The organism is Arsenophonus sp. PmNCSU2021_1 (genome assembly GCF_036919435.1).
GTDB lineage: Bacteria > Pseudomonadota > Gammaproteobacteria > Enterobacterales > Enterobacteriaceae > Arsenophonus > Arsenophonus nilaparvatae.
In genome coordinates this window covers 793,135-816,097 of sequence record NZ_JAZHPL010000004.1, presented here as the reverse complement: position 1 = coordinate 816,097, position 22,963 = coordinate 793,135, and the positions used below count along the sequence as shown (strand labels likewise).

Annotated in this window: 34 protein-coding genes, 1 tRNA gene and 2 pseudogenes; 20 read left to right on the top strand and 17 right to left on the bottom strand. The window is 39.4% G+C overall.

Annotated features, from left to right (window positions below; translation table 11 throughout):
• Positions 1-15: 15 nt before the first annotated feature.
• The 9 genes and pseudogenes from V3224_RS09280 to V3224_RS09240 form a co-directional block, all read right to left on the bottom strand.
• Positions 16-291: a hypothetical protein gene (locus tag V3224_RS09280; protein ID WP_334470081.1), complete on the bottom strand. Its 276-nt coding sequence runs from the start codon at positions 289-291 to the stop codon at positions 16-18.
• On the bottom strand, positions 261-743 hold the full coding sequence (locus V3224_RS09275) for a lysozyme (protein WP_334470080.1): 483 nt from the start codon (positions 741-743) through the stop codon (positions 261-263). The genes V3224_RS09280 and V3224_RS09275 overlap by 31 nt, the downstream gene beginning before the upstream one ends.
• Positions 703-918 carry a phage holin family protein gene (locus V3224_RS09270; protein ID WP_442890108.1) on the bottom strand — a complete coding sequence of 72 codons (216 nt, stop codon included), beginning with the start codon at positions 916-918 and terminating at the stop codon, positions 703-705. Before V3224_RS09270 ends, V3224_RS09275 begins: the two co-directional genes overlap by 41 nt.
• Before the next feature lie 360 nt (positions 919-1,278).
• On the bottom strand, positions 1,279-2,040 hold the full coding sequence (locus V3224_RS09265) for a BRO-N domain-containing protein (RefSeq protein ID WP_334470078.1): 762 nt from the start codon (positions 2,038-2,040) through the stop codon (positions 1,279-1,281).
• A gap of 242 nt (positions 2,041-2,282) precedes the next feature.
• Positions 2,283-2,630 (bottom strand): antiterminator Q family protein, encoded by a 348-nt coding sequence (locus tag V3224_RS09260; protein ID WP_334470077.1) that lies wholly within the window; start codon positions 2,628-2,630, stop codon positions 2,283-2,285.
• 74 nt (positions 2,631-2,704) lie between these two features.
• Positions 2,705-3,061: a RusA family crossover junction endodeoxyribonuclease gene (locus V3224_RS09255; RefSeq protein WP_334470075.1), complete on the bottom strand. Its 357-nt coding sequence runs from the start codon at positions 3,059-3,061 to the stop codon at positions 2,705-2,707.
• A complete protein-coding gene (locus V3224_RS09250; RefSeq protein ID WP_334470073.1) occupies positions 3,062-3,997 on the bottom strand; it encodes a hypothetical protein in 936 nt (311 codons plus the stop codon).
• 19 nt (positions 3,998-4,016) lie between these two features.
• Positions 4,017-4,268: a DUF1187 family protein gene (locus tag V3224_RS09245; RefSeq protein WP_334470071.1), complete on the bottom strand. Its 252-nt coding sequence runs from the start codon at positions 4,266-4,268 to the stop codon at positions 4,017-4,019.
• Positions 4,269-4,282: 14 nt separating this feature from the next.
• Positions 4,283-4,639, bottom strand: a pseudogene (locus V3224_RS09240) (DnaB-like helicase C-terminal domain-containing protein); the annotation flags it as partial.
• A 172-nt stretch (positions 4,640-4,811) separates the two neighbouring features.
• Here V3224_RS09240 and V3224_RS09235 point away from each other — a divergent pair.
• A complete protein-coding gene (locus V3224_RS09235; protein ID WP_032115191.1) occupies positions 4,812-5,780 on the top strand; it encodes an IS110 family transposase in 969 nt (322 codons plus the stop codon).
• Here the strand turns inward: V3224_RS09235 and V3224_RS09230 are convergent.
• From V3224_RS09230 to V3224_RS09210, 5 genes are all read right to left on the bottom strand, one after another.
• Positions 5,731-6,846: a replicative DNA helicase gene (locus V3224_RS09230; protein ID WP_334470069.1), complete on the bottom strand. Its 1,116-nt coding sequence runs from the start codon at positions 6,844-6,846 to the stop codon at positions 5,731-5,733. The genes V3224_RS09235 and V3224_RS09230 overlap by 50 nt on opposite strands.
• A gap of 232 nt (positions 6,847-7,078) precedes the next feature.
• Positions 7,079-7,903, bottom strand: coding sequence for a replication protein (locus tag V3224_RS09225; protein ID WP_334470067.1), 825 nt, complete (start codon positions 7,901-7,903; stop codon positions 7,079-7,081).
• Positions 7,878-8,051: a hypothetical protein gene (locus V3224_RS09220; RefSeq protein ID WP_334470065.1), complete on the bottom strand. Its 174-nt coding sequence runs from the start codon at positions 8,049-8,051 to the stop codon at positions 7,878-7,880. Before V3224_RS09220 ends, V3224_RS09225 begins: the two co-directional genes overlap by 26 nt.
• Before the next feature lie 75 nt (positions 8,052-8,126).
• Positions 8,127-8,498 carry a hypothetical protein gene (locus V3224_RS09215; RefSeq protein ID WP_334470063.1) on the bottom strand — a complete coding sequence of 124 codons (372 nt, stop codon included), beginning with the start codon at positions 8,496-8,498 and terminating at the stop codon, positions 8,127-8,129.
• 106 nt (positions 8,499-8,604) lie between these two features.
• Positions 8,605-8,841 (bottom strand): transcriptional regulator, encoded by a 237-nt coding sequence (locus V3224_RS09210; RefSeq protein ID WP_334470061.1) that lies wholly within the window; start codon positions 8,839-8,841, stop codon positions 8,605-8,607.
• 105 nt (positions 8,842-8,946) lie between these two features.
• On the opposite strand from V3224_RS09210, the gene V3224_RS09205 reads away from it, so the two are divergent.
• Complete coding sequence (locus tag V3224_RS09205; protein ID WP_334470060.1) at positions 8,947-9,324, top strand: helix-turn-helix domain-containing protein; 378 nt, start codon at positions 8,947-8,949, stop codon at positions 9,322-9,324.
• Positions 9,325-9,762: 438 nt separating this feature from the next.
• Positions 9,763-10,065 (top strand): hypothetical protein, encoded by a 303-nt coding sequence (locus V3224_RS09200; protein ID WP_334470058.1) that lies wholly within the window; start codon positions 9,763-9,765, stop codon positions 10,063-10,065.
• Positions 10,066-10,221: 156 nt separating this feature from the next.
• Here V3224_RS09200 and V3224_RS09195 read toward each other — a convergent pair whose 3' ends face one another.
• Positions 10,222-10,449: a transcriptional regulator gene (locus V3224_RS09195; RefSeq protein ID WP_290604188.1), complete on the bottom strand. Its 228-nt coding sequence runs from the start codon at positions 10,447-10,449 to the stop codon at positions 10,222-10,224.
• Positions 10,450-10,578: 129 nt separating this feature from the next.
• Here V3224_RS09195 and V3224_RS09190 point away from each other — a divergent pair, with 129 nt between their 5' ends.
• The 3 genes from V3224_RS09190 (at position 10,579) to V3224_RS09180 (ending at position 12,761) form a co-directional block, all read left to right on the top strand.
• Positions 10,579-11,280: an XRE family transcriptional regulator gene (locus V3224_RS09190; protein ID WP_334470054.1), complete on the top strand. Its 702-nt coding sequence runs from the start codon at positions 10,579-10,581 to the stop codon at positions 11,278-11,280.
• 515 nt (positions 11,281-11,795) lie between these two features.
• The gene (locus tag V3224_RS09185) at positions 11,796-12,143 is read left to right on the top strand and encodes a transcriptional antitermination N peptide (RefSeq protein WP_334470052.1); all 348 of its coding nucleotides are present in this window, start codon (positions 11,796-11,798) and stop codon (positions 12,141-12,143) included.
• A 288-nt stretch (positions 12,144-12,431) separates the two neighbouring features.
• Positions 12,432-12,761, top strand: a complete 330-nt coding sequence (locus V3224_RS09180) for a hypothetical protein (protein WP_334470050.1) — start codon at positions 12,432-12,434, stop codon at positions 12,759-12,761.
• Here the strand turns inward: V3224_RS09180 and V3224_RS09175 are convergent.
• Entirely contained in the window at positions 12,758-13,237 is a 480-nt protein-coding gene (locus V3224_RS09175) for a hypothetical protein (RefSeq protein ID WP_334470048.1), read from the bottom strand. The genes V3224_RS09180 and V3224_RS09175 overlap by 4 nt on opposite strands.
• 101 nt (positions 13,238-13,338) lie before the next feature.
• On the opposite strand from V3224_RS09175, the gene V3224_RS09170 reads away from it, so the two are divergent.
• From V3224_RS09170 to V3224_RS09110, 13 genes and pseudogenes are all read left to right on the top strand, one after another.
• Positions 13,339-14,133 (top strand): KilA-N domain-containing protein, encoded by a 795-nt coding sequence (locus V3224_RS09170; RefSeq protein WP_334470046.1) that lies wholly within the window; start codon positions 13,339-13,341, stop codon positions 14,131-14,133.
• Between the two features lie 275 nt (positions 14,134-14,408).
• Positions 14,409-15,182, top strand: a complete 774-nt coding sequence (locus V3224_RS09165) for a BRO-N domain-containing protein (RefSeq protein ID WP_334470043.1) — start codon at positions 14,409-14,411, stop codon at positions 15,180-15,182.
• A 64-nt stretch (positions 15,183-15,246) separates the two neighbouring features.
• Positions 15,247-16,041 (top strand): antA/AntB antirepressor family protein, encoded by a 795-nt coding sequence (locus tag V3224_RS09160; protein WP_334470041.1) that lies wholly within the window; start codon positions 15,247-15,249, stop codon positions 16,039-16,041.
• 7 nt (positions 16,042-16,048) lie between these two features.
• A complete protein-coding gene (locus tag V3224_RS09155) occupies positions 16,049-16,363 on the top strand; it encodes a hypothetical protein (RefSeq protein ID WP_334470040.1) in 315 nt (104 codons plus the stop codon).
• A 196-nt stretch (positions 16,364-16,559) separates the two neighbouring features.
• On the top strand, positions 16,560-16,808 hold the full coding sequence (locus V3224_RS09150) for a hypothetical protein (protein WP_334470039.1): 249 nt from the start codon (positions 16,560-16,562) through the stop codon (positions 16,806-16,808).
• Positions 16,805-17,248, top strand: a pseudogene (locus tag V3224_RS09145) (Sak single strand annealing protein); the annotation flags it as partial. The gene V3224_RS09150 and the pseudogene V3224_RS09145, both read left to right, overlap by 4 nt.
• A 166-nt stretch (positions 17,249-17,414) precedes the next feature.
• Complete coding sequence (locus V3224_RS09140; RefSeq protein ID WP_334470037.1) at positions 17,415-18,083, top strand: lambda exonuclease family protein; 669 nt, start codon at positions 17,415-17,417, stop codon at positions 18,081-18,083.
• A complete protein-coding gene (locus V3224_RS09135; RefSeq protein ID WP_334470035.1) occupies positions 18,035-18,469 on the top strand; it encodes a single-stranded DNA-binding protein in 435 nt (144 codons plus the stop codon). The genes V3224_RS09140 and V3224_RS09135 overlap by 49 nt, the downstream gene beginning before the upstream one ends.
• A gap of 26 nt (positions 18,470-18,495) precedes the next feature.
• Entirely contained in the window at positions 18,496-18,741 is a 246-nt protein-coding gene (locus V3224_RS09130; protein ID WP_334470033.1) for a hypothetical protein, read from the top strand.
• Between the two features lie 281 nt (positions 18,742-19,022).
• Positions 19,023-19,769: a phage antirepressor KilAC domain-containing protein gene (locus V3224_RS09125; protein ID WP_334470032.1), complete on the top strand. Its 747-nt coding sequence runs from the start codon at positions 19,023-19,025 to the stop codon at positions 19,767-19,769.
• Positions 19,770-19,919: 150 nt separating this feature from the next.
• Entirely contained in the window at positions 19,920-20,153 is a 234-nt protein-coding gene (locus V3224_RS09120) for a hypothetical protein (protein ID WP_334470031.1), read from the top strand.
• Between the two features lie 244 nt (positions 20,154-20,397).
• Positions 20,398-20,739: a helix-turn-helix domain-containing protein gene (locus V3224_RS09115; RefSeq protein ID WP_334470029.1), complete on the top strand. Its 342-nt coding sequence runs from the start codon at positions 20,398-20,400 to the stop codon at positions 20,737-20,739.
• A complete protein-coding gene (locus V3224_RS09110) occupies positions 20,622-21,779 on the top strand; it encodes a tyrosine-type recombinase/integrase (RefSeq protein ID WP_334470359.1) in 1,158 nt (385 codons plus the stop codon). Before V3224_RS09115 ends, V3224_RS09110 begins: the two co-directional genes overlap by 118 nt.
• 14 nt (positions 21,780-21,793) lie before the next feature.
• Here V3224_RS09110 and V3224_RS09105 read toward each other — a convergent pair.
• Positions 21,794-21,870 (bottom strand) — tRNA-Arg (locus V3224_RS09105).
• Positions 21,871-22,057: 187 nt separating this feature from the next.
• Between V3224_RS09105 and folD the strand changes: the two genes are divergently transcribed.
• Positions 22,058-22,930, top strand: coding sequence for a bifunctional methylenetetrahydrofolate dehydrogenase/methenyltetrahydrofolate cyclohydrolase FolD (folD, locus tag V3224_RS09100; protein WP_334470027.1), 873 nt, complete (start codon positions 22,058-22,060; stop codon positions 22,928-22,930).
• Positions 22,931-22,963: the final 33 nt, after the last annotated feature.

Here is a 22,963-nt window from a genome sequence, read left to right as displayed (position 1 = left end):
GATAACGATATTGGCTCAATCCTGATTGACGATATGCCTTTTAATTGCTGCTTGCGTTGCCTCAGAGTCAACCACTTTACGCCGACGCGTTTCACTATTGATGCGTGCAATATCATTGATTACCCTCATTGACTGAAAAGCATTAGTCGTGATGGCTACCTGTTTATTGAGGTCAACGGTGAGTTTTTTATTCAATGCCCTGACTTCGTTTAAGGATGTTAACAACCAAGACGCCCATAAGATTAATCCTGCAATAATCACTACGACAAATGCGTAAGGTCGCCATAACATATTACGCTCTCTATCTCTCGACGGGTCATTAACCCTTTCCACTTTCTACCATCGACATAAACCCATCGCTTCATCTCATCACAAGCGCTCTTTCGGTCATTGGCGTTGAGCTTTTTGAGTAACGTTGATTTAGCAAAATTCCCCACACCCACGTTATAAGCAAATGAGTAAAGCGCAGCTTGTGTGAGCGTGTTGATATTGACCTTAATCAACGGGTCAACGTAACGTTTTACCGCTTTTAAATCGTCATCAAGCCAATTGTCGCAATATTCTTTGGTGTACGTCCGGTTACGCTCAATATCGCTTCCTGTGTGTCCATAACAGACAGAAAGAATACCGCCACCGTCAAAATAGGGCTTAAGTCTCAATCCTTCGAAATGGGTTATCATGCTTGAGGCCAGAAATAACGCACTACCGCCTGTTGCCATCCATATTTTTTTGGGTATTTTCATACTGACGCTCCTTGAGTTTGTACTCCTTTTTGCGGTAGTACACGTTGATTGAAAATGTCCCTATCGTGCAGACAATACCTATCACCGCCACCCATTGTTCAAGAGTGAAGAAACCTAAGATGGTTGTCATAATGCCCCAAAGGTAGGCGGTGGGTGTTGAGTATTTTTCAGACATGCGCATATACCCTACCGTTGAGGGTTCCTTTGCTTTGAGTTAAATAGGGAGCCAATCGCTTTACCGATTTAGATTATTCGGTCTGTCAGTTTTACAGTGGTACAAATGAAAAACCCCACGTTTTCACATGGGGCTATGCACTACTGGCTTATTTACCTATATGTACCCTACAAGATTATAAAAAGTAGTGCGATGTCAGAATATAATAATTTTATTTCAACTTTTAATAAAAAGCCCCCGCAAAAAGCGAGGCTCTAATGTATGTTTAAGCGCTAACTCAATAGCTTTGCGCTAATATACCACAATTATATGGTCGACCGGTCGACCAGTCAAGTATTTTACTGATGATTTGATCAGTATTTAACGGCGCTGTAAAAATTGCTGTATTTCCGCTTGTTGCCAACGTGTTAGTGTATCTGCCAGAACGAGAGTCTGTTCCTGATAACTCTCTTCAAGTAATTGCTTCATCTCAGCTAACACCTTGTCTGCATCCTCACGTTTGCGAAGTACTCGCCTTACGGCCTGTTTCTCTGCCTCATAAATAGCTTCTTTAACGCCATTAGTGAAGTTATAAATCTTTTCGCATTCTTTTGCGATGATGGGTATCTGATTAACTTCAAAATGTTGAGGTGACTCTACGCCTGTTGCATGACGTAGCGCATACCAGATACCTTGCGTCCACGAACGCTCAAATCTGAATCCGTTAGCCATTGTCCAGATGAGACGAGAAAGATGTGAGGTGTCATCTGCGGTTAGTAATTCTCTTGCTTCTGGTTTATGATTAGGGTGTTCATATTTACCCGTTTTGCGGATAGATGGAAGAACTTCGTTAAAGAGCCAATCTTGAAATTGTTTTGCTTCAGGTTTATTGCTGCGAAAAATCACACGGTACAAATTAGGTTCATTCACAAATGCTGCTTCTTGTTCTCTTCCGATAGAATCAGTGATGTACGTTTTGCGTACCCCATCTTGATCTAGTACTTCAGAAGCTACACGTCGTGAATTTGTGATCGTTAGAACTTCACAAACATCTTTAAGACAGAACCACGGTTCAGCATCAATTATTTTTATGCGTACATTATGGGTTTCTTTGAAAGAAAATGAGATTGATAAAGCAGCCATGTTCGGCCTCCTTATGTATTTAGTCTACGACTACCAGTTAGTAACTGGTAGCCAGGTGTCAACTGAGCTACATAAGACGCTCCGGGCATATTCCCCTTTCGAGTATTTTATTACGCCTCTCCACCCGGCCTTCGGATGTGATTATGCCGTATAACGGACATAAAAAAGCCGCATGGCTATCGGGTGCGGGTTGCCGCTTATGTATTCAGTACGGTCAGCATACGATAGTCTATACGGTGTTGTCAATTTGTTGCTTTAAAGAGTGCGTGAACAGTGCCCGCTATGTAAGCTTCTGCCCGCTCACAATAATCAGAGACATATTGGTGGCGCTTGTGTATATTTTTAGCAATTGCTCTAAATGAGATATGATGCTGGTAATGTAAGCAAATAATGTTATATCCATCGATATCATATTTTTTTAATCCTGCTACGGCCTTATCAACAATTTCGCCTTCTTCATCGCTTAACCAAGGTCTGTCATCATCGAATTTAACAGGAGCAATGGAAGACATACCTTTGTACTCGGTTCCAATGCGGCTCATGCTCCAGTTTCCCCATCCTTCGAGTAAATCTTTTACGTGCCTACTCATCTCTCCTCCGGCAAAATATGAATAGGGGCATGGTTTCAATGCCCTGCTTTAAATGTCTAATGGTGGTTTCTTGATTACGCTATTTCCCAAATGGTGATAATTAATTTCCCGCCCTTAATGATTTCCTTTCGCTCGACATGCAACACATCTATCTGAGCATCATCAATGATTAAACCGCCATGACAGAGCGCATCAATCGGTGCTTTCATCAGGTTATCTAAATCTCGCTTACGACGGTCAGGCGGATACACCCCTATCTCAACCCCTAAACGTTGCGATAATCGCTTACAGAGCTTTTGACGCATTATTTCAGTGACTACCCACTGGCGGTATAATTTGCCTTTTTCGGTGATGAAGTGTTTGTGTTTGGCGTGATACCAGTAGTGATTGACAGAAGGGGGAAAAGGAACCGTGATTTTATAGGTTTTCATTCATGACTTAACCTCTCTCATCTCCACGCCTTTAGCGGTATAACCGGTTACCTGTTTCCCCGCTATCCGTTGACGCTTTTTCGTCAAAAAATGGATATGGTCTTCGTAAACATAACAGTATTCACCATCGACAAGGATGTGTTTAAAAGCTTTCATTGGTTGTTTTGTATACTGCACAAATCGTATTAACTTATTGTTTTTAAATATTTCTTTTGTGCGCACCTGTTTGAGTGTTTTTTCTTTACATCGGTAAATCCAAAAATCATTAAGCTTGCCGGTTATCTTTCTGGTACGTACTTTGATATAACCAAGTCGCCTCATTAGTTTGCTAAATTCCGCGTCATTACGAATTAAATTCCCGATATATCGTAGCGGTTCAGCTTGCCAGTCTTTAGCCTTATAGATTTTTATCAATCCACGATGGTAATGTTTATTCAGAATCGTGTATTTATCGCCTTGCTTAGGATTACGGTATAATATCCAATTATCAACCGCTTCTTTCCGTGCTTGTTGGTCAATCAACAACGCGAAGGTAACCAAAGGTGAACCCTCTTTACGTTCAGTGAATTGCTGACTAACTTTGCAAATAATATTCAGTGCATAACTATCAATATCTTTGGGCTGCACAAATCCATAATAATCATTACTTTTCAATCGACTAGCTGTGCGCACCTCTGAATGATAATCATAAGATTGTTTATCCTGACCTGTCAGTCCAATATCACTATCTGCCTCATGAACAGAAATCCCAGAGTTTAGCCAAACTAACCCATTTCCATTGTGTCTCAGTCCCAAATCCGTTAATGTACAGAGACCATCGTTAATGACTGACCAGTTGCCTGAAATCACCGCTTTTCGGCGGTTAAATATATCGATGTAATCACTTTGGGGACAAAGAAGCCCTTCACGGCCATTTGCCATGCTTTGAATGTTCATATTTTTGCCTATTTGATTTTTATTGGGTGGGGTTTATCAGATTACAGGTAAAATTTTCTATTAACACTGTTGGCAATTTGCCACGCTTTCCAGCTTTGCCACTGCCAACAGTCCAATAGTAATCCAGCTCGCTAAATTGCATTTTGAACATGGACGGCTGGGATAACATTTTCAGGCAATCCTGTTCTGAGAGTGCTTTGTCGCTTAAGCGATACCAATACACGGGCGCACCGCCATCCTTAACAATGGTTGCTTCGATTTGGTATTTCATTGGGGGTGTCCTGATTAGAATTTCTTATCGGAATAGCGCTTAGGTTCTTTTTGAGGTTGGCTTTTTGCTGTGGCTACATGCTGGTCAACAGGGGAAATACTAAGTCCTTTCTGGTCAACGTAAACCGTGCCTGTTTTACCATGTCGATTTAACCGTAATATGAGTTCTGTTAATGTTTTATCTGCGTCAGGGTCATAAACCGATTCTCGATGAATCCCTAACCAATAATCGCAATCCTGCTCAATTTGCCCCGTATCGCGGCTGTCACTGGGCATGGGTCTTTTGTTGGTGCGCTGTTCTAAACTTCGGTTTAATTGTGTTAATAACACGACAACAGTATTGAGTTCTTTTGCCAAGACTTTTAACCCTTGTATCTTGAAATTTGGTTATAATAATAGCGATTAGATTTGGCAAGGTGTATGTAATCCGATTGTCCCTGGGGTTTATAGCCCGTAGCAAAGCGAATGATGCATACACTTAGCCACTCATCTGAAACCCGAACAGTTGTCCGTAATTCATAACGTATTTGCAAGGATGGGTAATATGAGTCAGCTAAATCCAATTTGTGTAGGAATTGATGTTTCTAAAGCTTCATTGGATATTGCAGGCACCAATAACATTGAGCAGTTCAGAGTCAGCAATAACCCTGACGGGTTCGATACCATCATTTATCAACTGAAAAAGAACAACATAGCCTTGATTCTGATGGAAGCTACAGGTGGTCTCGAGGCAGCGATTGCATGCGCTCTTCAGGCTGAAGGTTTTGATGTTGCCGTTATCAATCCCAGGCAAGCCAGAGACTTTGCTCGATCCATGGGCTATCTGGCAAAGACTGATAGAATAGATGCCAGAGTTTTAGCTCAGATGGCTGATGTCATTAACCGCCATCCTGAGCGGTCACGTTTTATCCAGGCTATTCCTGATGCAGAGCGTCAGATTCTTGCTGCTATGGTGGTGCGCAGACGCCAGCTGATTGCAATGCTTGTAGCTGAAAGAAACCGGATGCATCCATCTCACCCGCAAAACAGAAAAAGCATCAGTAACATCATCAATGCACTAGAAAATGAACTTAAACGGATTGACGAGGATATGCATAAGCATATTACGGATCATTTCAACGAGCTTGCAGAGCGGCTAAGTACTATCAAAGGCATTGGTATGATGACTGCTGCTACATTGCTGGCAGAAGTCCCTGAGTTAGGGAAACTCTCGCGCAGGGAGATCAGTGCACTGGTTGGGGTAGCTCCTGTTAATAGAGACTCGGGAACCATGCGTGGCCGACGAACCATTTTTGGCGGTCGGGCCGGAGTTCGAACCTCTTTGTACATGGCTGCACTGGTTGCAACTCGTTTCAATCCGGTGATAAAAGCATTTTACACACGGCTGGTTGCAGCAGGAAAAGCCAAAAAAGTGGCGCTGGTTGCCTGTATGCGCAAACTGCTGACTATCCTGAATGCGATTCTCAGAAAGAACCAAGAATGGGATGAGTCGTATCATAACGTTGCTCCATAAATATACTGTTCAAGACAGTTGCTTTGGTGATATTTCCGTAGGCTAAATCGTTTCTATCCGCTTTCTCAGTCTGCATCAGCGTTAAATAATCAACACCAATAAACCCAATATCCCCTGTTTTACGTTTTATTTTTCGACATTCTGATTGTATGTGATGCAAAGTCATGGCGGGCGTATCATCAATCCAGATATTTGGGCACTGTTTGAGTCGGCCAATCGCATTACATAACTCATCCCATTCATGCTCTTCCAGCTTCCCATAAAACCGATTTGAATTAAGATTAGATTGTTGGCTTAATGTTCGCTCGGCTAACTGACAATCAGTCATTTCCATACTAAATAACAATACAGTTTTCCCTTGATTGGAAACGTTTTTCGCCATTTCAGTCAGCACTGTGGTTTTACCCATCTTTGGGCGTGCGCCAACCACGAACAACGAGCCATTAACGATTTGCTTAGGTTTCAGTAAGTCGTCAAAGTCCCTAAAGCCTGTTTTGAGTCCACAGTGTTTCTCAGGGTTGTCCTGACGGTCACAAATATCTGTGAATACGCCATCCAGTACGTCATCAATCCGACGAAGTCCTGCCTTATTTCCAATCTTGCCAAACTTTGCCGCTTCATCAATTAGACGTTGCGCCATGTCGATTTTATCAGTAAATCCTAAAGCATTAGGCTGAATAAACAGTTTTTGTATCTCAATGGCTTTTTCAACGGTATAACGCCCTGCCGCACACTCTTTGATACTTTTTGCGTAACTGACGATGTTTGCGGCACTCGGGATATTTTTGGCTATCTCAGCAAGATAGGCAAATCCACCCACTTTTTGCGCCATCCCTGATTTAGACAACGCTTCATCCACTGTGATAATATCAATTGCCTGACGTTTCCGGCTCATCGCGCTCATTTCTGCATAAATCAATCGGTGGTGTGTTGCATAAAAATCATCAGGGCTTAGCAGTGAAAACACCTTCAAGGCATTGTCGCTCATCGGGTCTATCAACAAACCACCAATAACACTTTGCTCAGCAGCGATGTTATTAGGTACTTGATTAATACTATATCTCATTGGGTCATTCCTTAAATCTAAAACTCGCCTTATCGCATTCTGAGCGACGATAAAATTTTAGTGGTGCGAATTTATGCTTAAATCGAGAAAACGGCTTAGAATGGATTACAGAGCGTTTTAGAGGGTGTTTGAATAGCAAATTGAGATTAAATTTTAAGTCTGAGGTAAAAATGCTAATTTTTAACTTCGGTCATTTGCTCTGTCCTCCTTGACTGAATTACCACTTGATAACTCATAACGCCCCTTCCCTAGTTTTTGTTACCGTGTCAGGTCTTAGCAGATAATCAAAACTTGCTCGCCAGCCTCGATTATTCTCACCGAAATACCAGGAGTTTGCGGTTTCAACAAATACTTCAAAATAGTTTCTGGCAGCATCAACCGAAGGATTTTTGAGTTCTTTCCAGAATTTACCAATAGCTCGTTTTCGTTTGTCGTTCAGTGATTCAGCATTGGGTAATCTGTCACCTACTGTCTCGTTGTAAACTTGGAGAATTTCCTGATAGGGGATTTTGGTTTTTCGATTGTTAGAAATTAATTTCTCATCATTCCCCTCGTGAGGGGTTAGGGGAGTATATTTATTTTCTTTTGTAATAGTTTCTTTTGTGTGTCCCTGTTTTGGTGACAACGCTGTCACGCTTTTGGTGACACTTTTTGTCACTGTTTTGGTGACATTTCTTAAATTGTCACTATTTTGGTGACACACTTGAATTTTCCACTCAGAAATCATTTTATTTAATCCAATCTTATTACCTGATTTAATTAGAATATTCATAGCAATTAATTCGTTTTTTGCTTTGTTTACTTTTTGTCTTGGTAATTTAGTCAATTCTGATAACTGACTATCAGAAATACGGTCAAACTCTTTATGAAATCCGTAAGTTTTTCTACAAACTGAATGAGCTACCTTTGCCTGATTCCTTGTTAAATCAGAGATAATTAGTTCCTCATAAAGCTCATTCGGTATTTTGGTATACCCATTTTCAATCTCAGCCACGGCATTCTCCCTGACTTCGTTTTTAACTCTGTAATCATCAAGACTGGTGACTATTGCAGCCATTTTTAACTCCTTGTAACTTTCTGAATTCTGATATTAACCGACGGGCGAAATCTTTATTTTTTGATGCAGCAACCAATAGCCCATCAGGACTATCTGGATGCGCTTTTTCTTCATGGTTTTTATTGATAAATCGGCGATTTTTTGGCATAATGACCTCGCTGAAATTGAAAGAAAAAAGGGAAATTTACGGTTCCCTTCTCCTTGAAATACTAAACTTTCTTCATCAAACACAAAGCTCATTACAATTCTCATAAGCTTCATCGTTTTTTAACCTTGGAGCTTCTTTTTTTGGCAATCTCAAATGCTCCAGCATGTCTATCAGCTTGCGTATCTCTTCACCTGATATATTCGTAATGACAACCTCCTGTGTCGATGAATCAGGCACACTGACCACATGCCTCGGCAAGCCGTATTCTGAAACGACTTGACAGGCTAATTTAAATATTCTGGTTTTATCCCAACTCGCTGTTGAGGGGTGGATCCCTAGTGATTTGGCAAACCCATTATTACCGCCTTCTGACGCCATCTTCTGGTAGAAGTAAGATTCTAAATGCTCAGGTTTGCAGGTGATTTTGATAGTATTTGAATATTCCATGGTTATAATCCTTAAGTAATAAATTCCCTACCTCGATATTTCTATGAGGTTGTGGTGGCTCTAACACATATTCAGAGCGAGTCAAAATGTTAAAGAACGTTGTTACTCAGATAGTAGCTTGCTTATCAGCAGGGATACCATCTGTTGGGTTTGGATAAAGATCTGGCCTAATTTCATGTGGCTTTATGCCTGTAAGTTTATAAATTGGTAATAAACGCTCAGGTGGAGCTTTACCAGCATTCTTTTTGACCCATCTATTCAAAGAAGCTGGTGTAACTCCTAAAGCAATAGCCAATTTTCGCTGGCTTCCAAATTGTTTAATGGCTTTATCAAGTCCGTTCATAAGCACTCCTTGATTCTGAAAGATTAACAATTGTAAGCATTTAGCTAACTAATGTCAACAATATACTAGATTGAGTGATATTAGCATCTTGCTTATACTTTAATTATGAAAAAAATGAATATCGAAAAAGAATCGTTGATAACACAACGTCTCGATGAATTATTAAGAACTAGGCATATGTCTAAATCTGACATGGCCAGGGTTACTGGTGTAAGTCGTGCTTCAGTCAATGGTTGGTTCAAGCGCGGCAGTATAAGCAAAGAAGCAGCACTAAAACTTTCATCTGCAACTGGGGTGTCATTAGCATGGATATTGGGAGAGGACGCTAGTAACTTGGTCGAATTATCACAAGATGAAATGAAACTCTTAGATCTATTTCGAGAATTACCTAATGCTGAAAAACTGAATATGCTATCAGCATTTGAAATGCGCTTAAAAGAGTTAAAAGAATACTACAATCGTTATGTAATTAAAAATAATTAACCCTTACTCATAAATACACTTCCTAAATAATAAGCCGCATCAAGCGGCTTTTTTTATTTATCATACATTAATTGCTTACTTTAAGTTGACAAGTGTTAGCTAATTACTTACACTTATTCCCATCAACTCACTGCAACAGGCAAAAGCCAGACAATACCACGAGTTATCTGAAACTTTGCCAGACGTTGCTAAGTAGCCAGCCTGAGGCATATGAACATGAAGGCAAGTGCAGTCAGCAGTAACTAAGTTATTTCGCTCTTTAACATATTGGAATCAAGCTCTGAATAAGCGTTAGAGCAACACCACCAAGTGAGTTTTGGGGTGTGTGAATATAACAGAACAGTCAAATCTCGTTTCTACACCAGGGAATAAACAGACTGTGAACATTAACCGTAAGTATTCGGCACACACCACTAAAACTTATTTAGGAGAAACAAAATGGCAACCATTATCTTTAAATCTAAAAAAGACAATGCTAAATCTCGTCGCCTGGCAAAGCAAATGGCATTTTGGGATAGAAAACGCGCTGAATATGAAGCTAAGCCTAAGCCACGTTCTACAGAGCAAATCCTTGATTCCATATTTAACAAGCAAGATGATACTGTTAATACCCTTGCATCACTCACTCTCAATCTAAAAGACAAAAAGCCTCAGCCTTCGTTTAATAACTGTTGCTTACCGAATACTTATCTCTATTCTGCAAGAAAATACTCAAAAACCCGCAAATTAAGAATTGCATAACAATTTGATGGTCTTTGCAGCAATCTTATCCTACACTTAGTCCATAACTTTCAGATAATAGCTTTCCCTCCCGATGGGCTGGGAATTTATAAATCTCCCAATTTCAGGGAGGCCAGGTTGTTAAAGAGCGGTGGTACTAAAAATCGTAATTATTTATTATTCACTTTCAGGATGAGGGAATAACTTTGGTAGATCAGGTCTAAAACGATAAGCAGGAACTGTACCTCCCGTGACTTCAACTAAATCAGGTACAGATTTGGGAGATACTGGTTTTTTACCATTTAACCAATCACAAATAGTCGATTGAGCTAATCCGCATTTTTTTGCTAATGCCTTCTGACTTCCGGCTATTTTAATAGCAGTTTCTATTCCATAATTTTTCATTAATCGAATCTCCTATAGATAAAACCGATTATAAGAATCAATTAATAAACTGTCAATCGTATTTGCTATTTTGCGTATATATCGTTAATGCGATATTATTTGATCAAATATCTTCGTGGGGTTATTTAGGTGAGCTTTTCAGAGAGACTCAAGCAAGCAATGCAAGAAAAAGGATTCAGTCAAGGCGCTTTAGCTAAAGCTGTCGGAATGGCTCAATCAAGCGTATGGCGACTGACGAGTGGTGGAGCATTAGGAACAAAAAAATTAATAAAAATAGCAAAAGTTTTAGATGTCAACCCTGAATGGCTTTCAGATGGTATTGGAACGATGAAAGCTCATGAGATTAAATCTAATAATCAATTAATGATTGATTCTGTATCACATTACACGAACAAGAGTAAAGCTTATGAAAAAGATAATAATGTTGTCAAACTAAAATTATACAACCGCATTGAGTGGGTGCTTTCCCCTAGCGTTAGGGATAAAGAGGATACTTATTCTATGTTTTTAATACCTAAAAATATAGTTGAAGAAACCAATAGCTCAATCAAAGATTCAATATCAATAATTGCACCTGATGACAGCATGTCACCGATTATTCAAGAAAACTCTACCGTTGTACTGGATACGAGCATAAAAGATATTAAAAATGGTAAGATTTATTTAGTATCTTATGGTGGTGTATTTATGATACGCGCACTTTACAGCTTGCCTGAAAATAAAATTAAATTAAAAAATTATAAATCTGATGATTACCCAGAATTGATCGTTTCTGCATCAGAGCTACTAATAATAGGGAAAATCTACTATGTAGCAGGTAAAATCGATTAAACATATAATTAGCCCACTATCCAAGTGGGCATTTAGTAGCCTTCAATTAATTTATATATTCCAAATCTACTTTTCATTTCAAAATTAACGACAATCGTTTTTCAGATAAAAAACACTATATTATCATTTAGTTATTCAAAATTATTAACTTTAATCGTTTTTACGATTGACAATTAAAATAGAAAAACCTATTATGATCCTATCAACTCACTGCAACAGGCAAACACCAGACAATACTCCGAGTTATCTTAAGCCGAGCCAAAAGTTGCTAAGTAGCCAGCCCGAGGCGTATGAAAATGAAGGCAAGTGACGACAGTTAAGCAGTACCGCTCTTTAACACTCTTTCGCTGAAAAAGCGAACCACAAAACACCCAAACAGTCGGTTTTGGGGTGTGTGAAATAACCAAAATACAGTCATTAAGTAAAAGTCAACACCAGGGTACTACCAATATGACTGTAAATATAATCCGGACACCTCCGGCACACACCACCAAAACCCATTGTCAGGAGGTAATATGTGTAACTTTCATGGTTATGATAATGCTCGTAGTCGTAGACATGAGCGCAGAAAAGCCAAACAAGCAGCTTACGACTATAACAAAGCGCTTAATATGGCACTGAAAGCAGCCTTAAATCCAAGTAAACCCTCTCAGCAACAAACAACAACGCCAAACACTAAACGCCCTGTTCTTTCACTAAAAAGAAAAGTGATGAGTCGTGTTGAAATAGCAATATCAATTCGCCCTACTAAAGTTTATGACTCATTTGATAATTGTTGTTTGCCTCAAGTAGCTCTGTATTCAGTCAAAAATAGACATTTTCACCATGTTCTTAAATCAATAGAAGTAACTGCAAAAGTTTAATCAACTCATAAGATAAAATATTTTCTTCTCATTAATCATAAACAAGTCATTCATAATATAATCAATGAATTATCAAGGTGATCATTATTCCTTTTTATGTGTTGTGGGAATACACAAAACCACTTCCACCCTAAGTGGTTAAATAACAATCAGGAAACTAATCAATTTAAGGATGTGTGAATGCGGCTCTGCGCTCGTGGGACAGTCAACACTATAAATTATCTATTCAATAGCTAAATATAGTTTGATTGCGTTTACCCGTCCGTCATGACTGTAATCGGACACCAAGTGGCACTTGGCATACATCCTATCTTTTCAGAAAATGTTAACAAGGGAGTACACATAATGAGATTGGACAATCCACGCATTGTAATGGCAAAGCATCCTAATTTAGTTAACTTTATAGATATGACTTATGACGGTGATAATTATGCTCATTACATGATTAATCTTGAGCCATTGGATGCAGAAGACGAATACACCAAAGCACTAAAGACCTTTATTCACTATTTAACTCAGCAAAATAAATACCTGAATAAAGAAAATAATAAATTAACAAAATCATTAAATAACATTTGGCGGGCTGTGCAGGATTTGAACCTGCAATATAGGGATTAGAAGAATTTGAGTATTGCCGTTGCAGCACCGATAGTCAAAACTATCACACTACCGAGCTTTAAAAGTAGTCCTGTAGCAATATGTTCAACATCCTTACGAATTAAGGCTATCTGAGCATCAGTTTTTTCAAAGCGCGCTTGTATCTGGGCTTCGCTCTTCTCAAAGCGAGCAGCCATATCTTTACGAACATCAGCGATCTCAGCAGATAAGTCTTTGCGGACATCAGCAATTTGAGCTTCGTTCTTCTCAAAACGAGCAGCCATATCTTTGCGAACATCAGCGATCTCAGCAGATAAATCTTTACGAACATCAGCAATATTGCGATTTACTTCAACAATATCAGCTTTAGTCGCTACATCAGCAACCTCATGCGATCTACGTACAACAAGTGAAATAGCCTTAGCTTGCTGACTAGTAAGCCCAGCCGTTTGAAGCTCTTCTGATGCTTGTAGTGTATCAAATGCAACCTGACCCATAGGAAATCCTCCTTTTTGGTAAGTATAACGGGTTTAGGGTTCAATCTGCAAAATCTTTCACGTTAATAGCTTAATTCGTTTAACTACAGAGAAATATTTTTATGTCTAAAATAGTTGTTATTGAAAATACCATTGTACGCCAAGATGCTTTCGGGCGTTACTGTCTAAATGATTTACACAAGGCATCAGGGGGACATGATAAACATAAACCTTCCAATTTTCTCAGAATTGATTCGGTTAGAGAACTTTGTTTAGAAATTGACCGATGCTCAGATATGAGCATCGCTTCTGTTAACATTGTTAAAGGTGGCGTGGAACAAGGTACTTACGTCGCTAAAGAACTAATTTATACTTATGCAATGTGGATTAGCGCAGTTTTCCATCTCAAAGTTATTCGGACGTTTGATGAAGTTATTTCTACACCTATCCAACCGCTAACCGATAGAGTTCAGGCTGGATTAGCAATGCTGGCATTCTGCAAACAAGAATTGCGTATCGCACCTTCTGGTATGCTTGGTGGAATGAAAAAACTACAGTCATCGCTTGGTATGCCGGATATATTGCCAGCTTACGCTGTTGATGCACCAGAAGGGAGTTTAACGGGTTCAAGCGAAGTGACGCATTCCTTTACGGAGCTTTTGTTGCTTCATGGCAAACCCTATACGGCACAATCTGGTTATCGACGACTACAACTGCTAGGACTTGCTGAACGTAAATCACGTCCAAGTAGCAAACATCCTGACAAGGAAAAACTATTCTGGTCATTGACAGAAAAAGGATTACAGTTTGGTAAAAATCTGACTGACCCTAATAACCCTCGTCAGACTCAACCTCATTTCTACGATAACCAGTTCCCTAGATTGTTAGAGGTAATGATGAACGGGGTTGCGGCATAATAAAACATTGACGAAAGAAGAAATCATGCGCTATAGTTTATTTGCATCTGCAAAATCAGATGTCGGGATTGGAAACCCGCCGTAATACCGTGTCGTAAACTGACACGCATAAGCGTGTTTTTTTATTGCCTCAGCAGCCTTCTATGGTGGCTCAGGTAGGGGAACTAAAAGTTCACCGGTTACGGTATCCGGCATTTCCAACCCTATCTGGGCTGCCACCACGAGATTGGAAACTCTAGTGTTAGCAAAGTTTAAAAATACCGTTGGAGGTCAATATGACCAATCTATCGATTATTCCATTTCATTTTGATAACATTCAAATTCGTACAATTATCATTAATAATGATCCTTGGTTTGTTGCATTAGATGTTTGTCAAGCATTGCAAATTACAAATAATCGCGATGCTGTAGAAAGACTCGATGATGACGAAAAAAATACTGTCGCTTTAACCGACGGTAATCGTGGAAATCCAAATACATTAATAATTTCCGAATCCGGCATGTATACATTAGTACTCCGTTGCCGTGATGCAGTCAAACAAGGAACACTCCCTCATCGTTTTCGCAAATGGGTAACAAATGAAGTACTCCCATCTATACGCAAAACAGGAAAATATGAGCATCCACAACCCAGACCAGAAGCAACCGAACTTTTAAACGATAACGACACACGCAATCTGGCTCATTTGGTATGGAGCATGGCGAATGGATTTAGATTTGAGCGTTCGTGGACACAAGGTATCTGGTATGCGCTACGTCATGCCACAGGAGTTGCCTCACCTCAGCACTTCGAAGTTAATCAAATATCGATAATCGCAGAAGAATGCCGACGAATTTACGGCATGACTAATACACTTAAATCCGCTATTTTTGATGCTGAAAAACAAGTTATCCGTCGTCTACTCCGCCATAAGGAAAATGTCGATACGGTACTTCGTGAAATGCAACAACTGTTAGAAGCCAGTACTCACGAACACGATAGCGTTATGAGCCAATCACTTGAAAAATGGCAACAAGCGACCGTCAATCGTTTCCTCCAACGTAATTAAATAATCCTAACGCCCCTTTCACAGGGGCAATCATTAATCAATTTAACTATTGAGAGATACCCTTATGCAAAATTTAATCAATATTGAACCAAAAAACATTAACGGTGGATTAATCCAAACGGTTAATGCCCGTGATTTACATGAATTTTTGGCAGTTGGCAAAGACTTCTCAAATTGGATTAAAGACCGTATTAAGCAGTACGGATTTGTAGAAAATATTGATTATATAGTTTTCGCCAATTCTGGCGAAAACCCTTTCGGAGGCCGTCCGGCAAAGGAATACCACATTTCCCTCGATATGGCGAAAGAGCTATCGATGGTTGAGCGCAACGAAAAAGGCAAACAGGCCAGACAGTATTTTATTGAATGCGAAAGACAGGCTAAAACTGCTACACATGTTATTCCACAAACCCTTCCTGATGCACTACGGCTTGCTGCTGAAATGGCAGAGAAAGTTCAACACTTATCGTTAGTTAACAAGGAACAAAAAACCGAAATCGATAGTTTAAAAAACCTGTTCCAAGTTGGCATGTCACCTGTCCAATTCTGCAAACAACTTAATGGCGTAAATATTAACCAGGTCGACCTTTTTCTGGAATCGCGCAATTTTCTCTACGATGCAGAAAAGGATATCAGCAAGTCTCATGTCTGGCGTGTTCATTCGTATGCAAGAGATAAATATTTAACCGAATCACCCTTCATCATGACAAACGATTACGGGCAACGCCAGTGTTACAAAATCGTTCTGCTAAAAAAGGGCGCCTCATGGCTATATAACCAATACCTCAAAAGGAAGCTACCGATGAAGAAAGAGTGGAATGGTGAATTCACCCACGATAAATATAGTCAGGTGGCCTAAGATGAGGATGAATCAGGACGTTATTATTGCTCGTATCATTGCCGCATCCAAAGATATTTTTACCTGTGAAAAAGCCATCGTAACGCTGAAAGATATTTATCATTCTGCCATACGCCAATATTTGCTCAAAAATGGTGACCCAAGAACGCATTGTGGTTCACTTAGTCCAGAAAAACCGGAATACGAAGGGGTCATCAAATATACAAAGCCTCACTATAGGACGTTAATGAAGAAAAAGCGTGAACTCTATAACGCACATCGTCGACACCGCAAAGCAACACAGGCGCTACTCAAATATCAATCAAAGAAAACGGACGAATAAAGACCGTATTCTACCAATCAATCATACCTGAATATCAATTGAGAGTTAACAATATGAACCAGCTTAAACAGCAGGAGCTACGCTACGTCTTAAATAGTGACAGCTTCGCCAGAAAAGAATCCCTAAAAATTATCCCCGCCTTGCTGATCATCGCGTTGGCAAGCCTCGTTTTACTGTTAGCAAGATAGGAGGTTACATGAATCCCTACGCCATGCAAGATGACTGGTACGAACAACAACAAGAAATTGCTTATTGGGAAGACAGGCTGGACGACGAAATCAGCGAAATTGTCCAACCTGTTTATGACTGCCTGCCTTCCTCAGTGATGCGAAAACTCAGTATTGAGGATTTTGACGATATCTGGAAGGCGCTGTTTGACCATTTCAAAAATGAGAATATCCATCAGTACAAAGCACTTCGAGCGCCCAAGAGGAAATATCTATGAGCGAAACACAACATATCGAAAAAGAGAGAAGTTTTCAACAACAGGTTTGGGAAACCCTTTCTACGATTAACGTTAACGATAAGGTTGAAAAGAAAAGCGGCCTCTCTTATCTCTCATGGGCTTGGGCATGGGGCGTATTAATGGCACATTACCCAGAATCTTACTATGTCATTGATGCCGTTAGCTATAACAATGATGGCAGTGCCATGGTGTCATTAACCCTCACGGTTAAACAGGGTGATAACGAATTTCCTCGCAAAATGTGGTTACCCGTTATGGATTACCGGAATCAGGCGATTTCTAACCCTAACGCCGTTGATATCAATAAAACGCTGATGCGCTGTCTCACTAAAGCCATTTCGATGTTTGGATTAGGATTTTATATCTATGCCGGTGAAGACTTGCCTGAACAGGAAAAAATCGTGATACAGCAAGAACAAACACAACAAAAAGCCCGTTTAGCCCAATTAATCAAGGAATTAGAAATAGCAGCAAAAGGCGGTGTTGAATCAATGAAATCCCATTGGTTGAAATTAACACCAGAAGATAAAGATGTCATCGGCGAAGAAAATAAAATGGCTATTTATCGCAACATCGCAATGAAAAATGAGGCTCATCATGAAGCAGAAAACGGACGAGTGGTTTCAGGCAAGACTTGGGAAAGTCACCGCCAGCAATTTACACAAGGTGTTATCCAAAGGCAAGGGAACAACACAACGACACTACCTCATGCAGTTAGTCTGTGAAACCCTTACCGGACGACGAGAAGAAATTAAAACCAATCAGGCCATTGAACGCGGCATTGCCCTAGAGCCTCAAGCCAGAGCACGATATTGTCTCAATGAGTTTGATGTCACGGTCACCGAAATAGGCTTTATTCTCCACCCGACTATTGCACTATTTGGTGCCAGTCCTGACGGCCTGGTTAATGATGATGGACTTATCGAAATAAAATGCCCCAACACCACTACCCACATTGAAACCATTGTCACAGGAAAGCCCAAATACGAATACCTACTACAAATGCATGGGCAAATGATGTGCACAGGGAGAAACTGGTGCGATTTTGTCAGTTATGATGACAGACTTCCCCCTAACCTTGCCTACTACAAAATCCGAATTATCAAGGATGACAATTTGGTTCACGAGATTGAACAATCTGTTCAAGCATTTATTGAAAAACTGAAATCAGAAATCAACAAAATTAATCAATATAGGGAGACCTCATGGCAAACCAAAACCAGTGTAACTTTACCGGACGCATCGGTAAATTAGACATCCGCTATATTCCCAGTAACGATATTTTTATTCCATTTACCACATTTTCTCTAGCTATTAGTAAATCAATGAAAGATAGTAACGGTCAATGGATTGATGACACAACATGGATAAACTGCAAGGCATTTAAGCAAATAGCCGAATATATTGAGAAGCATGCACAAAAAGGCACTTTTGTTCGTGTTACCACTACCTATCAAGAGAATAAATGGACAGACAAATCCGGTCAGCAAAGGATATCACCTGAATTTCTGGTCAATGACATTGAAATATTGGGCAATCGGAAAGAGAAGAAACCGCAGGAAAGCCAAGGTAGAACGGGTATACCAACCACTAACCCTATTCATCAAGCTGATTTTGAAGACCAAGATATACCCTTCTAGACGCTAATTATACCGGAGGTTAAGTTATGAAACTTGACATCATCAAATTATTAATCACGACATTATTGTTTATCAGCGCGGCATTTGCTTTCGAATTGATAGTTGGTCACATTGCGCACGCCGATACCGTCATTGACCCACAAATCAGGTTTAAGCGTGGTGAATTAGGCAACATCCATTTAGGTGTGCAAGAGCTACTGATTATTGCGATCATGTTAGTCCCTGCACTTTTAGTCTATTTGGGGGTATTCCTCGACACATTGAAGAAGTAGTCTAGAACGAACAGTCATTATCCCACCCTAACTTATTCCACTTAATCAATACTCATTCATCCACGAGTTTCGCACGGGCATATAAAATTCTAGAAATGGCTTCAGAACAATAATTAATCTGTAACTTGCTAAGACGTATAAATTTACTTAAATTACAATAAGTTATTTTTAATTTATGAGATTTTTTCTATTTATATATTATGCTGAATTAAACTTAAAAATAGAGCGTTTTTTTATTGGTGCGAAACTCGTGTCATCAATTAATTTTGAGGAATTACAATATGCAAAATTTAATCAATATTGAAACAAAAGACATCAATGGTGAATTAATCCAAACGGTTAATGCTCGTGATTTACATTTATTCCTGGAAATTGGTAAAGATTTTTCCAACTGGATAAAAGATAGAATTAAACAATATGGATTTTTAGAGGGCGATGATTTCATTATTGTTGAAAATTTGAGCTCGCCAAAACTGGCGAGTGCAAAATCTCGACAACGGATGCTTAAAGAATATGCAATCTCTATCAATATGGCTAAAGAGTTATCAATGGTCGAACGCAATGAGAAAGGGAAACAGGCAAGACAGTATTTCATTGAATGCGAAAGAAAGGCCTTAGAATCTGTTAATCCTGTTGAGATATTAAATGACCCTTCCGCGATGAGAGGATTACTACTCAATTACACAGAAAAGGTTATTGCCCTTGAACACAAAGTCGATGAGATGAAACCGCAAGTCGAAGCATTAAAACGAATCAGCTATTCGGAAGGTTCACTTTGTATTACCGATGCAGCTAAATCACTCCAAATGAAACCGAAAACCCTTTTCTCATGGTTACAAGGACATGACTGGATTTATCGGCGTGTTGGCGGAAAAAACTGGGTCGGTTATCAGGATAAAATTAAACAAGATTTAATTGAGCATAAAGTAACCGTTGTTGCCAGAAATGATGGCTCAGAAAAATTAACTGAGCAGGTAAGAATTACGCCAAAAGGACTTGGCAAATTATCTGTTCTTATTACTGAATAATGCTAATAAAAAAGACCAGCGCAAGACTGGCCAACACCAGGGAAAATGTTGTGCATAACACACAACGGAAACAATCCTACCATAAAAATTTACAGATGATCAATTTTTGATCTTCATCACATTTATTTAATCAATAACCGGAAAAATCCTATGAATAACACCCATTCATACCGAACAACATTACATCATGTAAAAGCAGGGATGCAGGTTATTTATCATGGTGTAATGATGAAAATAATTAGATTGAAGGAAAAAAAATTAACAAACAAAGGATTGATATATCAATTTGATAATGATGGAGAAAGCGGAACATTAACCGGAAATGGCGGTAATAAAATCACTGTCTTAGAAAAAATAAATGACTTGTATAAAAGTAAAAGCTGATATGTTTAGGGGATGACGTGAAGTATGACCTGATACTCGCAGACCCACATTGGCAATACCAAAACAAAGCATCAAAAGGCGCTGCAAATAACCCCTAATAATCTACCTGATTAAATCATATCCCTAACCTAACAAACACTGAATATAAACATTCGTACTTAGTCATTGGTTTCTGTGGGGCAATGAAGCGCCTGAGAATAGTGTGAGTTTTGAATGATATACCCATCAAATAAGAGCATGCAATATGAGCATTGAATATAAAAAAATCTTAACAGCTGAACAGGCGGCAGATTTTCTCCAGGTTTCACCAAGAACAATCCATAAGTTAATTGCTTCAGGACAATTATCTGGCCGTAAAATAGGTAATAAGTATCGTACAACTGGAGAAGCATGTCTTGCATATTTATCAGTCCCGCATGAAACTATACGAGCGAACGCGGGTGATATAAAAGGTAACTTATCATGTCAATCACCCAACGAAACGGAATATGGCACTGTCATTTCTTCACACCGTCAGGTAAAAGAATTAGACGCTCTCTTGGAACGAAGGACAAAAAACAAGCAAAGGAGCTATACGATAAGATAAAGTCTGAAGCATGGAGGATTGATAAATTACAAGATCTTCCTATAAGGGCATTTGAAGAATGCTGCATACGTTGGATAAAAGAAAAAGAACATAAACGATCGCTTGATGACGATAAAACTAAAATAGCGTTTTTTCTTCAGCATTTTGCAGGTCGGGATATTTCCACAATAACAGCAGAGGAAGTTAATAGCATTGTTTCTGAGATGAAAAATCGGAAACATTACCAAATATGGGAGGCTAAAAAGGATGCAGCTATTAGAAAAGGTAAGGAAACCCCAGCTTATACGCCAATTCCAATTAGCCAAGCAACTAAAAGTCAATACTTATCTTTTATGCGTTCTTTACTTAGAGCAGCAGCAAATGATTGGGGATGGATGAAATCAGCTCCAGTTATTAAAGCTAAAAAACCGGCAAGCAAACGAATCAGATGGTTAACAAAAGAAGAAGCCAACAGGCTTGTTGAATGTATGCCTGAAAGCATTAAGCCTATCGTCATATTTGCTTTATCGACTGGATTACGCCGATCTAACATCCTTGATCTAGAATGGACACAAATTGATATACAAAGAAAAGTTGCATGGATTCATCCTGAAAATGCAAAAGCGGGGAAAGCTATAGGTATTGCTTTAAATGACACCGCATGTAAAGTACTTGGTGCTCAGATAGGCAAACATCATCGTTGGGTATTTGTACATACAACAGCAAAATGTCGTCCAGATGGAACATTAACTCCAGCTGTGCGTAAAATGCGCGTTGATGACAACAATGCTTGGTATGCTGGCCTTAAAAAAGCGGGTATTGACGATTTCCGCTTTCATGATCTAAGGCATACTTGGGCAAGCTGGTTAATTCAATCTGGTGTTCCACTTTCAGCTTTACAAGAAATGGGTGGATGGGAAAGTATAGAGATGGTCAGACGATACGCTCACTTAGCGCCTAATCATCTTACTGAACACGCACGTAAAATTGATGCTGTTTTTACAGATAACGACACAAATACGACACAAGGGTTATTCAATGAAAGACTAAATAAATCGTAACCTATTGATTTTATTGGCGCGCCCTGTAGGACTCGAACCTACGACCTACGGCTTAGAAGGCCGTTGCTCTATCCAGCTGAGCTAAGGGCGCTTAGAAAAATGCTTATTCAATAATAAAATAATGCCGTTGGATTATACGGTTGCTGAGCACTGAGTCAACGTCTTTTCAATGACAAATTATCTATCTGCTCATTTTCTGACTACTAATAAAACTGACAGCATCGCTTTCTTCTGACAAAATAGCAGTATCACAATGTTTTTATGGATTAATGAAATAAATGTCAGCAAAAATTATTGACGGAAAAATGATTTCCGAAACAATCAAACAGGAAATTGCCGAAAAAGTTAAATTGAGACTTTCACTAGGCAAGCGAGCTCCCGGACTTGCAGTCATTCTAGTCGGTAATGATCCGGCTTCACAGATCTACGTAAACAGTAAACGTCGTACTTGTGAAGCGGTTGGTTTTATTTCTCGCTCATATGATTTAGCGGAAAAAACCACTGAGTCTGAACTTTTACAATTAATTGATCAACTTAATAATGACAAGGCAATTGATGGCATCCTGGTTCAATTACCACTGCCCAAAACTATTGACTATATCAAGATACTAGAACATATACATCCAGACAAAGATGTTGACGGTTTTCATCCTTATAACATAGGCCGTCTTTGCCAACGAGCCCCAAGACTACGCCCTTGTACACCTCGCGGCATTATTACCTTACTTGAGCGCTACCAAATTAATCTACTTGGTTTAAATGCAGTTATTGTTGGTGCTTCAAATATCGTAGGTCGCCCAATGAGCCTGGAATTGTTACTTGCTGGTTGTACAACTACTGTCACCCACCGCTTTACTACTAATTTACGTCAACATATAGAGCAGGCTGATTTATTAGTTGTCGCTGTTGGTAAACCAAATTTTATTCCCGGTGAATGGATAAAACCGGGTACCATTATTATGGATGTGGGAATTAATCGGCTTGAAAATGGCACAGTTACTGGCGATGTCTGCTATCAAGAAGCACAACAACGCGCTAGCTGGATCACTCCTGTGCCTGGTGGCGTTGGCCCAATGACAGTGGCAACACTTATGCAAAATACCTTACAAGCTTGTGAAGAATATCATGATATTCAAAATACTAACCAGTAAGCGATAAAATGGAAACCTTTCATCAAATGGGCA

Coding starts and splice junctions, on each gene's coding strand:
- V3224_RS09200 (WP_334470058.1), top strand. CDS start 9,763: ATGGCAACCATTATCTTTAAATCTAAAAAAGACAATGCTAAATCTCGT.
- V3224_RS09150 (WP_334470039.1), top strand. CDS start 16,560: ATGAATCCCTACGCCATGCAAGATGACTGGTACGAACAACAACAAGAA.
- V3224_RS09130 (WP_334470033.1), top strand. CDS start 18,496: ATGAAACTTGACATCATCAAATTATTAATCACGACATTATTGTTTATC.
- V3224_RS09265 (WP_334470078.1), bottom strand. CDS start 2,040: ATGGCTGCTTTATCAATCTCATTTTCTTTCAAAGAAACCCATAATGTA.
- V3224_RS09160 (WP_334470041.1), top strand. CDS start 15,247: ATGCAAAATTTAATCAATATTGAACCAAAAAACATTAACGGTGGATTA.
- V3224_RS09120 (WP_334470031.1), top strand. CDS start 19,920: ATGAATAACACCCATTCATACCGAACAACATTACATCATGTAAAAGCA.
- V3224_RS09135 (WP_334470035.1), top strand. CDS start 18,035: ATGGCAAACCAAAACCAGTGTAACTTTACCGGACGCATCGGTAAATTA.
- V3224_RS09185 (WP_334470052.1), top strand. CDS start 11,796: ATGTGTAACTTTCATGGTTATGATAATGCTCGTAGTCGTAGACATGAG.
- V3224_RS09255 (WP_334470075.1), bottom strand. CDS start 3,061: ATGAAAACCTATAAAATCACGGTTCCTTTTCCCCCTTCTGTCAATCAC.
- V3224_RS09260 (WP_334470077.1), bottom strand. CDS start 2,630: ATGAGTAGGCACGTAAAAGATTTACTCGAAGGATGGGGAAACTGGAGC.
- V3224_RS09175 (WP_334470048.1), bottom strand. CDS start 13,237: ATGGGTCAGGTTGCATTTGATACACTACAAGCATCAGAAGAGCTTCAA.
- V3224_RS09165 (WP_334470043.1), top strand. CDS start 14,409: ATGACCAATCTATCGATTATTCCATTTCATTTTGATAACATTCAAATT.
- V3224_RS09195 (WP_290604188.1), bottom strand. CDS start 10,449: ATGAAAAATTATGGAATAGAAACTGCTATTAAAATAGCCGGAAGTCAG.
- V3224_RS09275 (WP_334470080.1), bottom strand. CDS start 743: ATGAAAATACCCAAAAAAATATGGATGGCAACAGGCGGTAGTGCGTTA.
- V3224_RS09215 (WP_334470063.1), bottom strand. CDS start 8,498: ATGGAATATTCAAATACTATCAAAATCACCTGCAAACCTGAGCATTTA.
- V3224_RS09235 (WP_032115191.1), top strand. CDS start 4,812: ATGAGTCAGCTAAATCCAATTTGTGTAGGAATTGATGTTTCTAAAGCT.
- V3224_RS09115 (WP_334470029.1), top strand. CDS start 20,398: ATGAGCATTGAATATAAAAAAATCTTAACAGCTGAACAGGCGGCAGAT.
- V3224_RS09250 (WP_334470073.1), bottom strand. CDS start 3,997: ATGAACATTCAAAGCATGGCAAATGGCCGTGAAGGGCTTCTTTGTCCC.
- V3224_RS09225 (WP_334470067.1), bottom strand. CDS start 7,903: ATGGCTGCAATAGTCACCAGTCTTGATGATTACAGAGTTAAAAACGAA.
- V3224_RS09155 (WP_334470040.1), top strand. CDS start 16,049: ATGAATCAGGACGTTATTATTGCTCGTATCATTGCCGCATCCAAAGAT.
- V3224_RS09220 (WP_334470065.1), bottom strand. CDS start 8,051: ATGCCAAAAAATCGCCGATTTATCAATAAAAACCATGAAGAAAAAGCG.
- V3224_RS09270 (WP_442890108.1), bottom strand. CDS start 918: ATGTCTGAAAAATACTCAACACCCACCGCCTACCTTTGGGGCATTATG.
- V3224_RS09245 (WP_334470071.1), bottom strand. CDS start 4,268: ATGAAATACCAAATCGAAGCAACCATTGTTAAGGATGGCGGTGCGCCC.
- V3224_RS09140 (WP_334470037.1), top strand. CDS start 17,415: ATGAGGCTCATCATGAAGCAGAAAACGGACGAGTGGTTTCAGGCAAGA.
- V3224_RS09125 (WP_334470032.1), top strand. CDS start 19,023: ATGCAAAATTTAATCAATATTGAAACAAAAGACATCAATGGTGAATTA.
- V3224_RS09210 (WP_334470061.1), bottom strand. CDS start 8,841: ATGAACGGACTTGATAAAGCCATTAAACAATTTGGAAGCCAGCGAAAA.
- V3224_RS09205 (WP_334470060.1), top strand. CDS start 8,947: ATGAAAAAAATGAATATCGAAAAAGAATCGTTGATAACACAACGTCTC.
- folD (WP_334470027.1), top strand. CDS start 22,058: ATGTCAGCAAAAATTATTGACGGAAAAATGATTTCCGAAACAATCAAA.
- V3224_RS09230 (WP_334470069.1), bottom strand. CDS start 6,846: ATGAGATATAGTATTAATCAAGTACCTAATAACATCGCTGCTGAGCAA.
- V3224_RS09170 (WP_334470046.1), top strand. CDS start 13,339: ATGTCTAAAATAGTTGTTATTGAAAATACCATTGTACGCCAAGATGCT.
- V3224_RS09280 (WP_334470081.1), bottom strand. CDS start 291: ATGTTATGGCGACCTTACGCATTTGTCGTAGTGATTATTGCAGGATTA.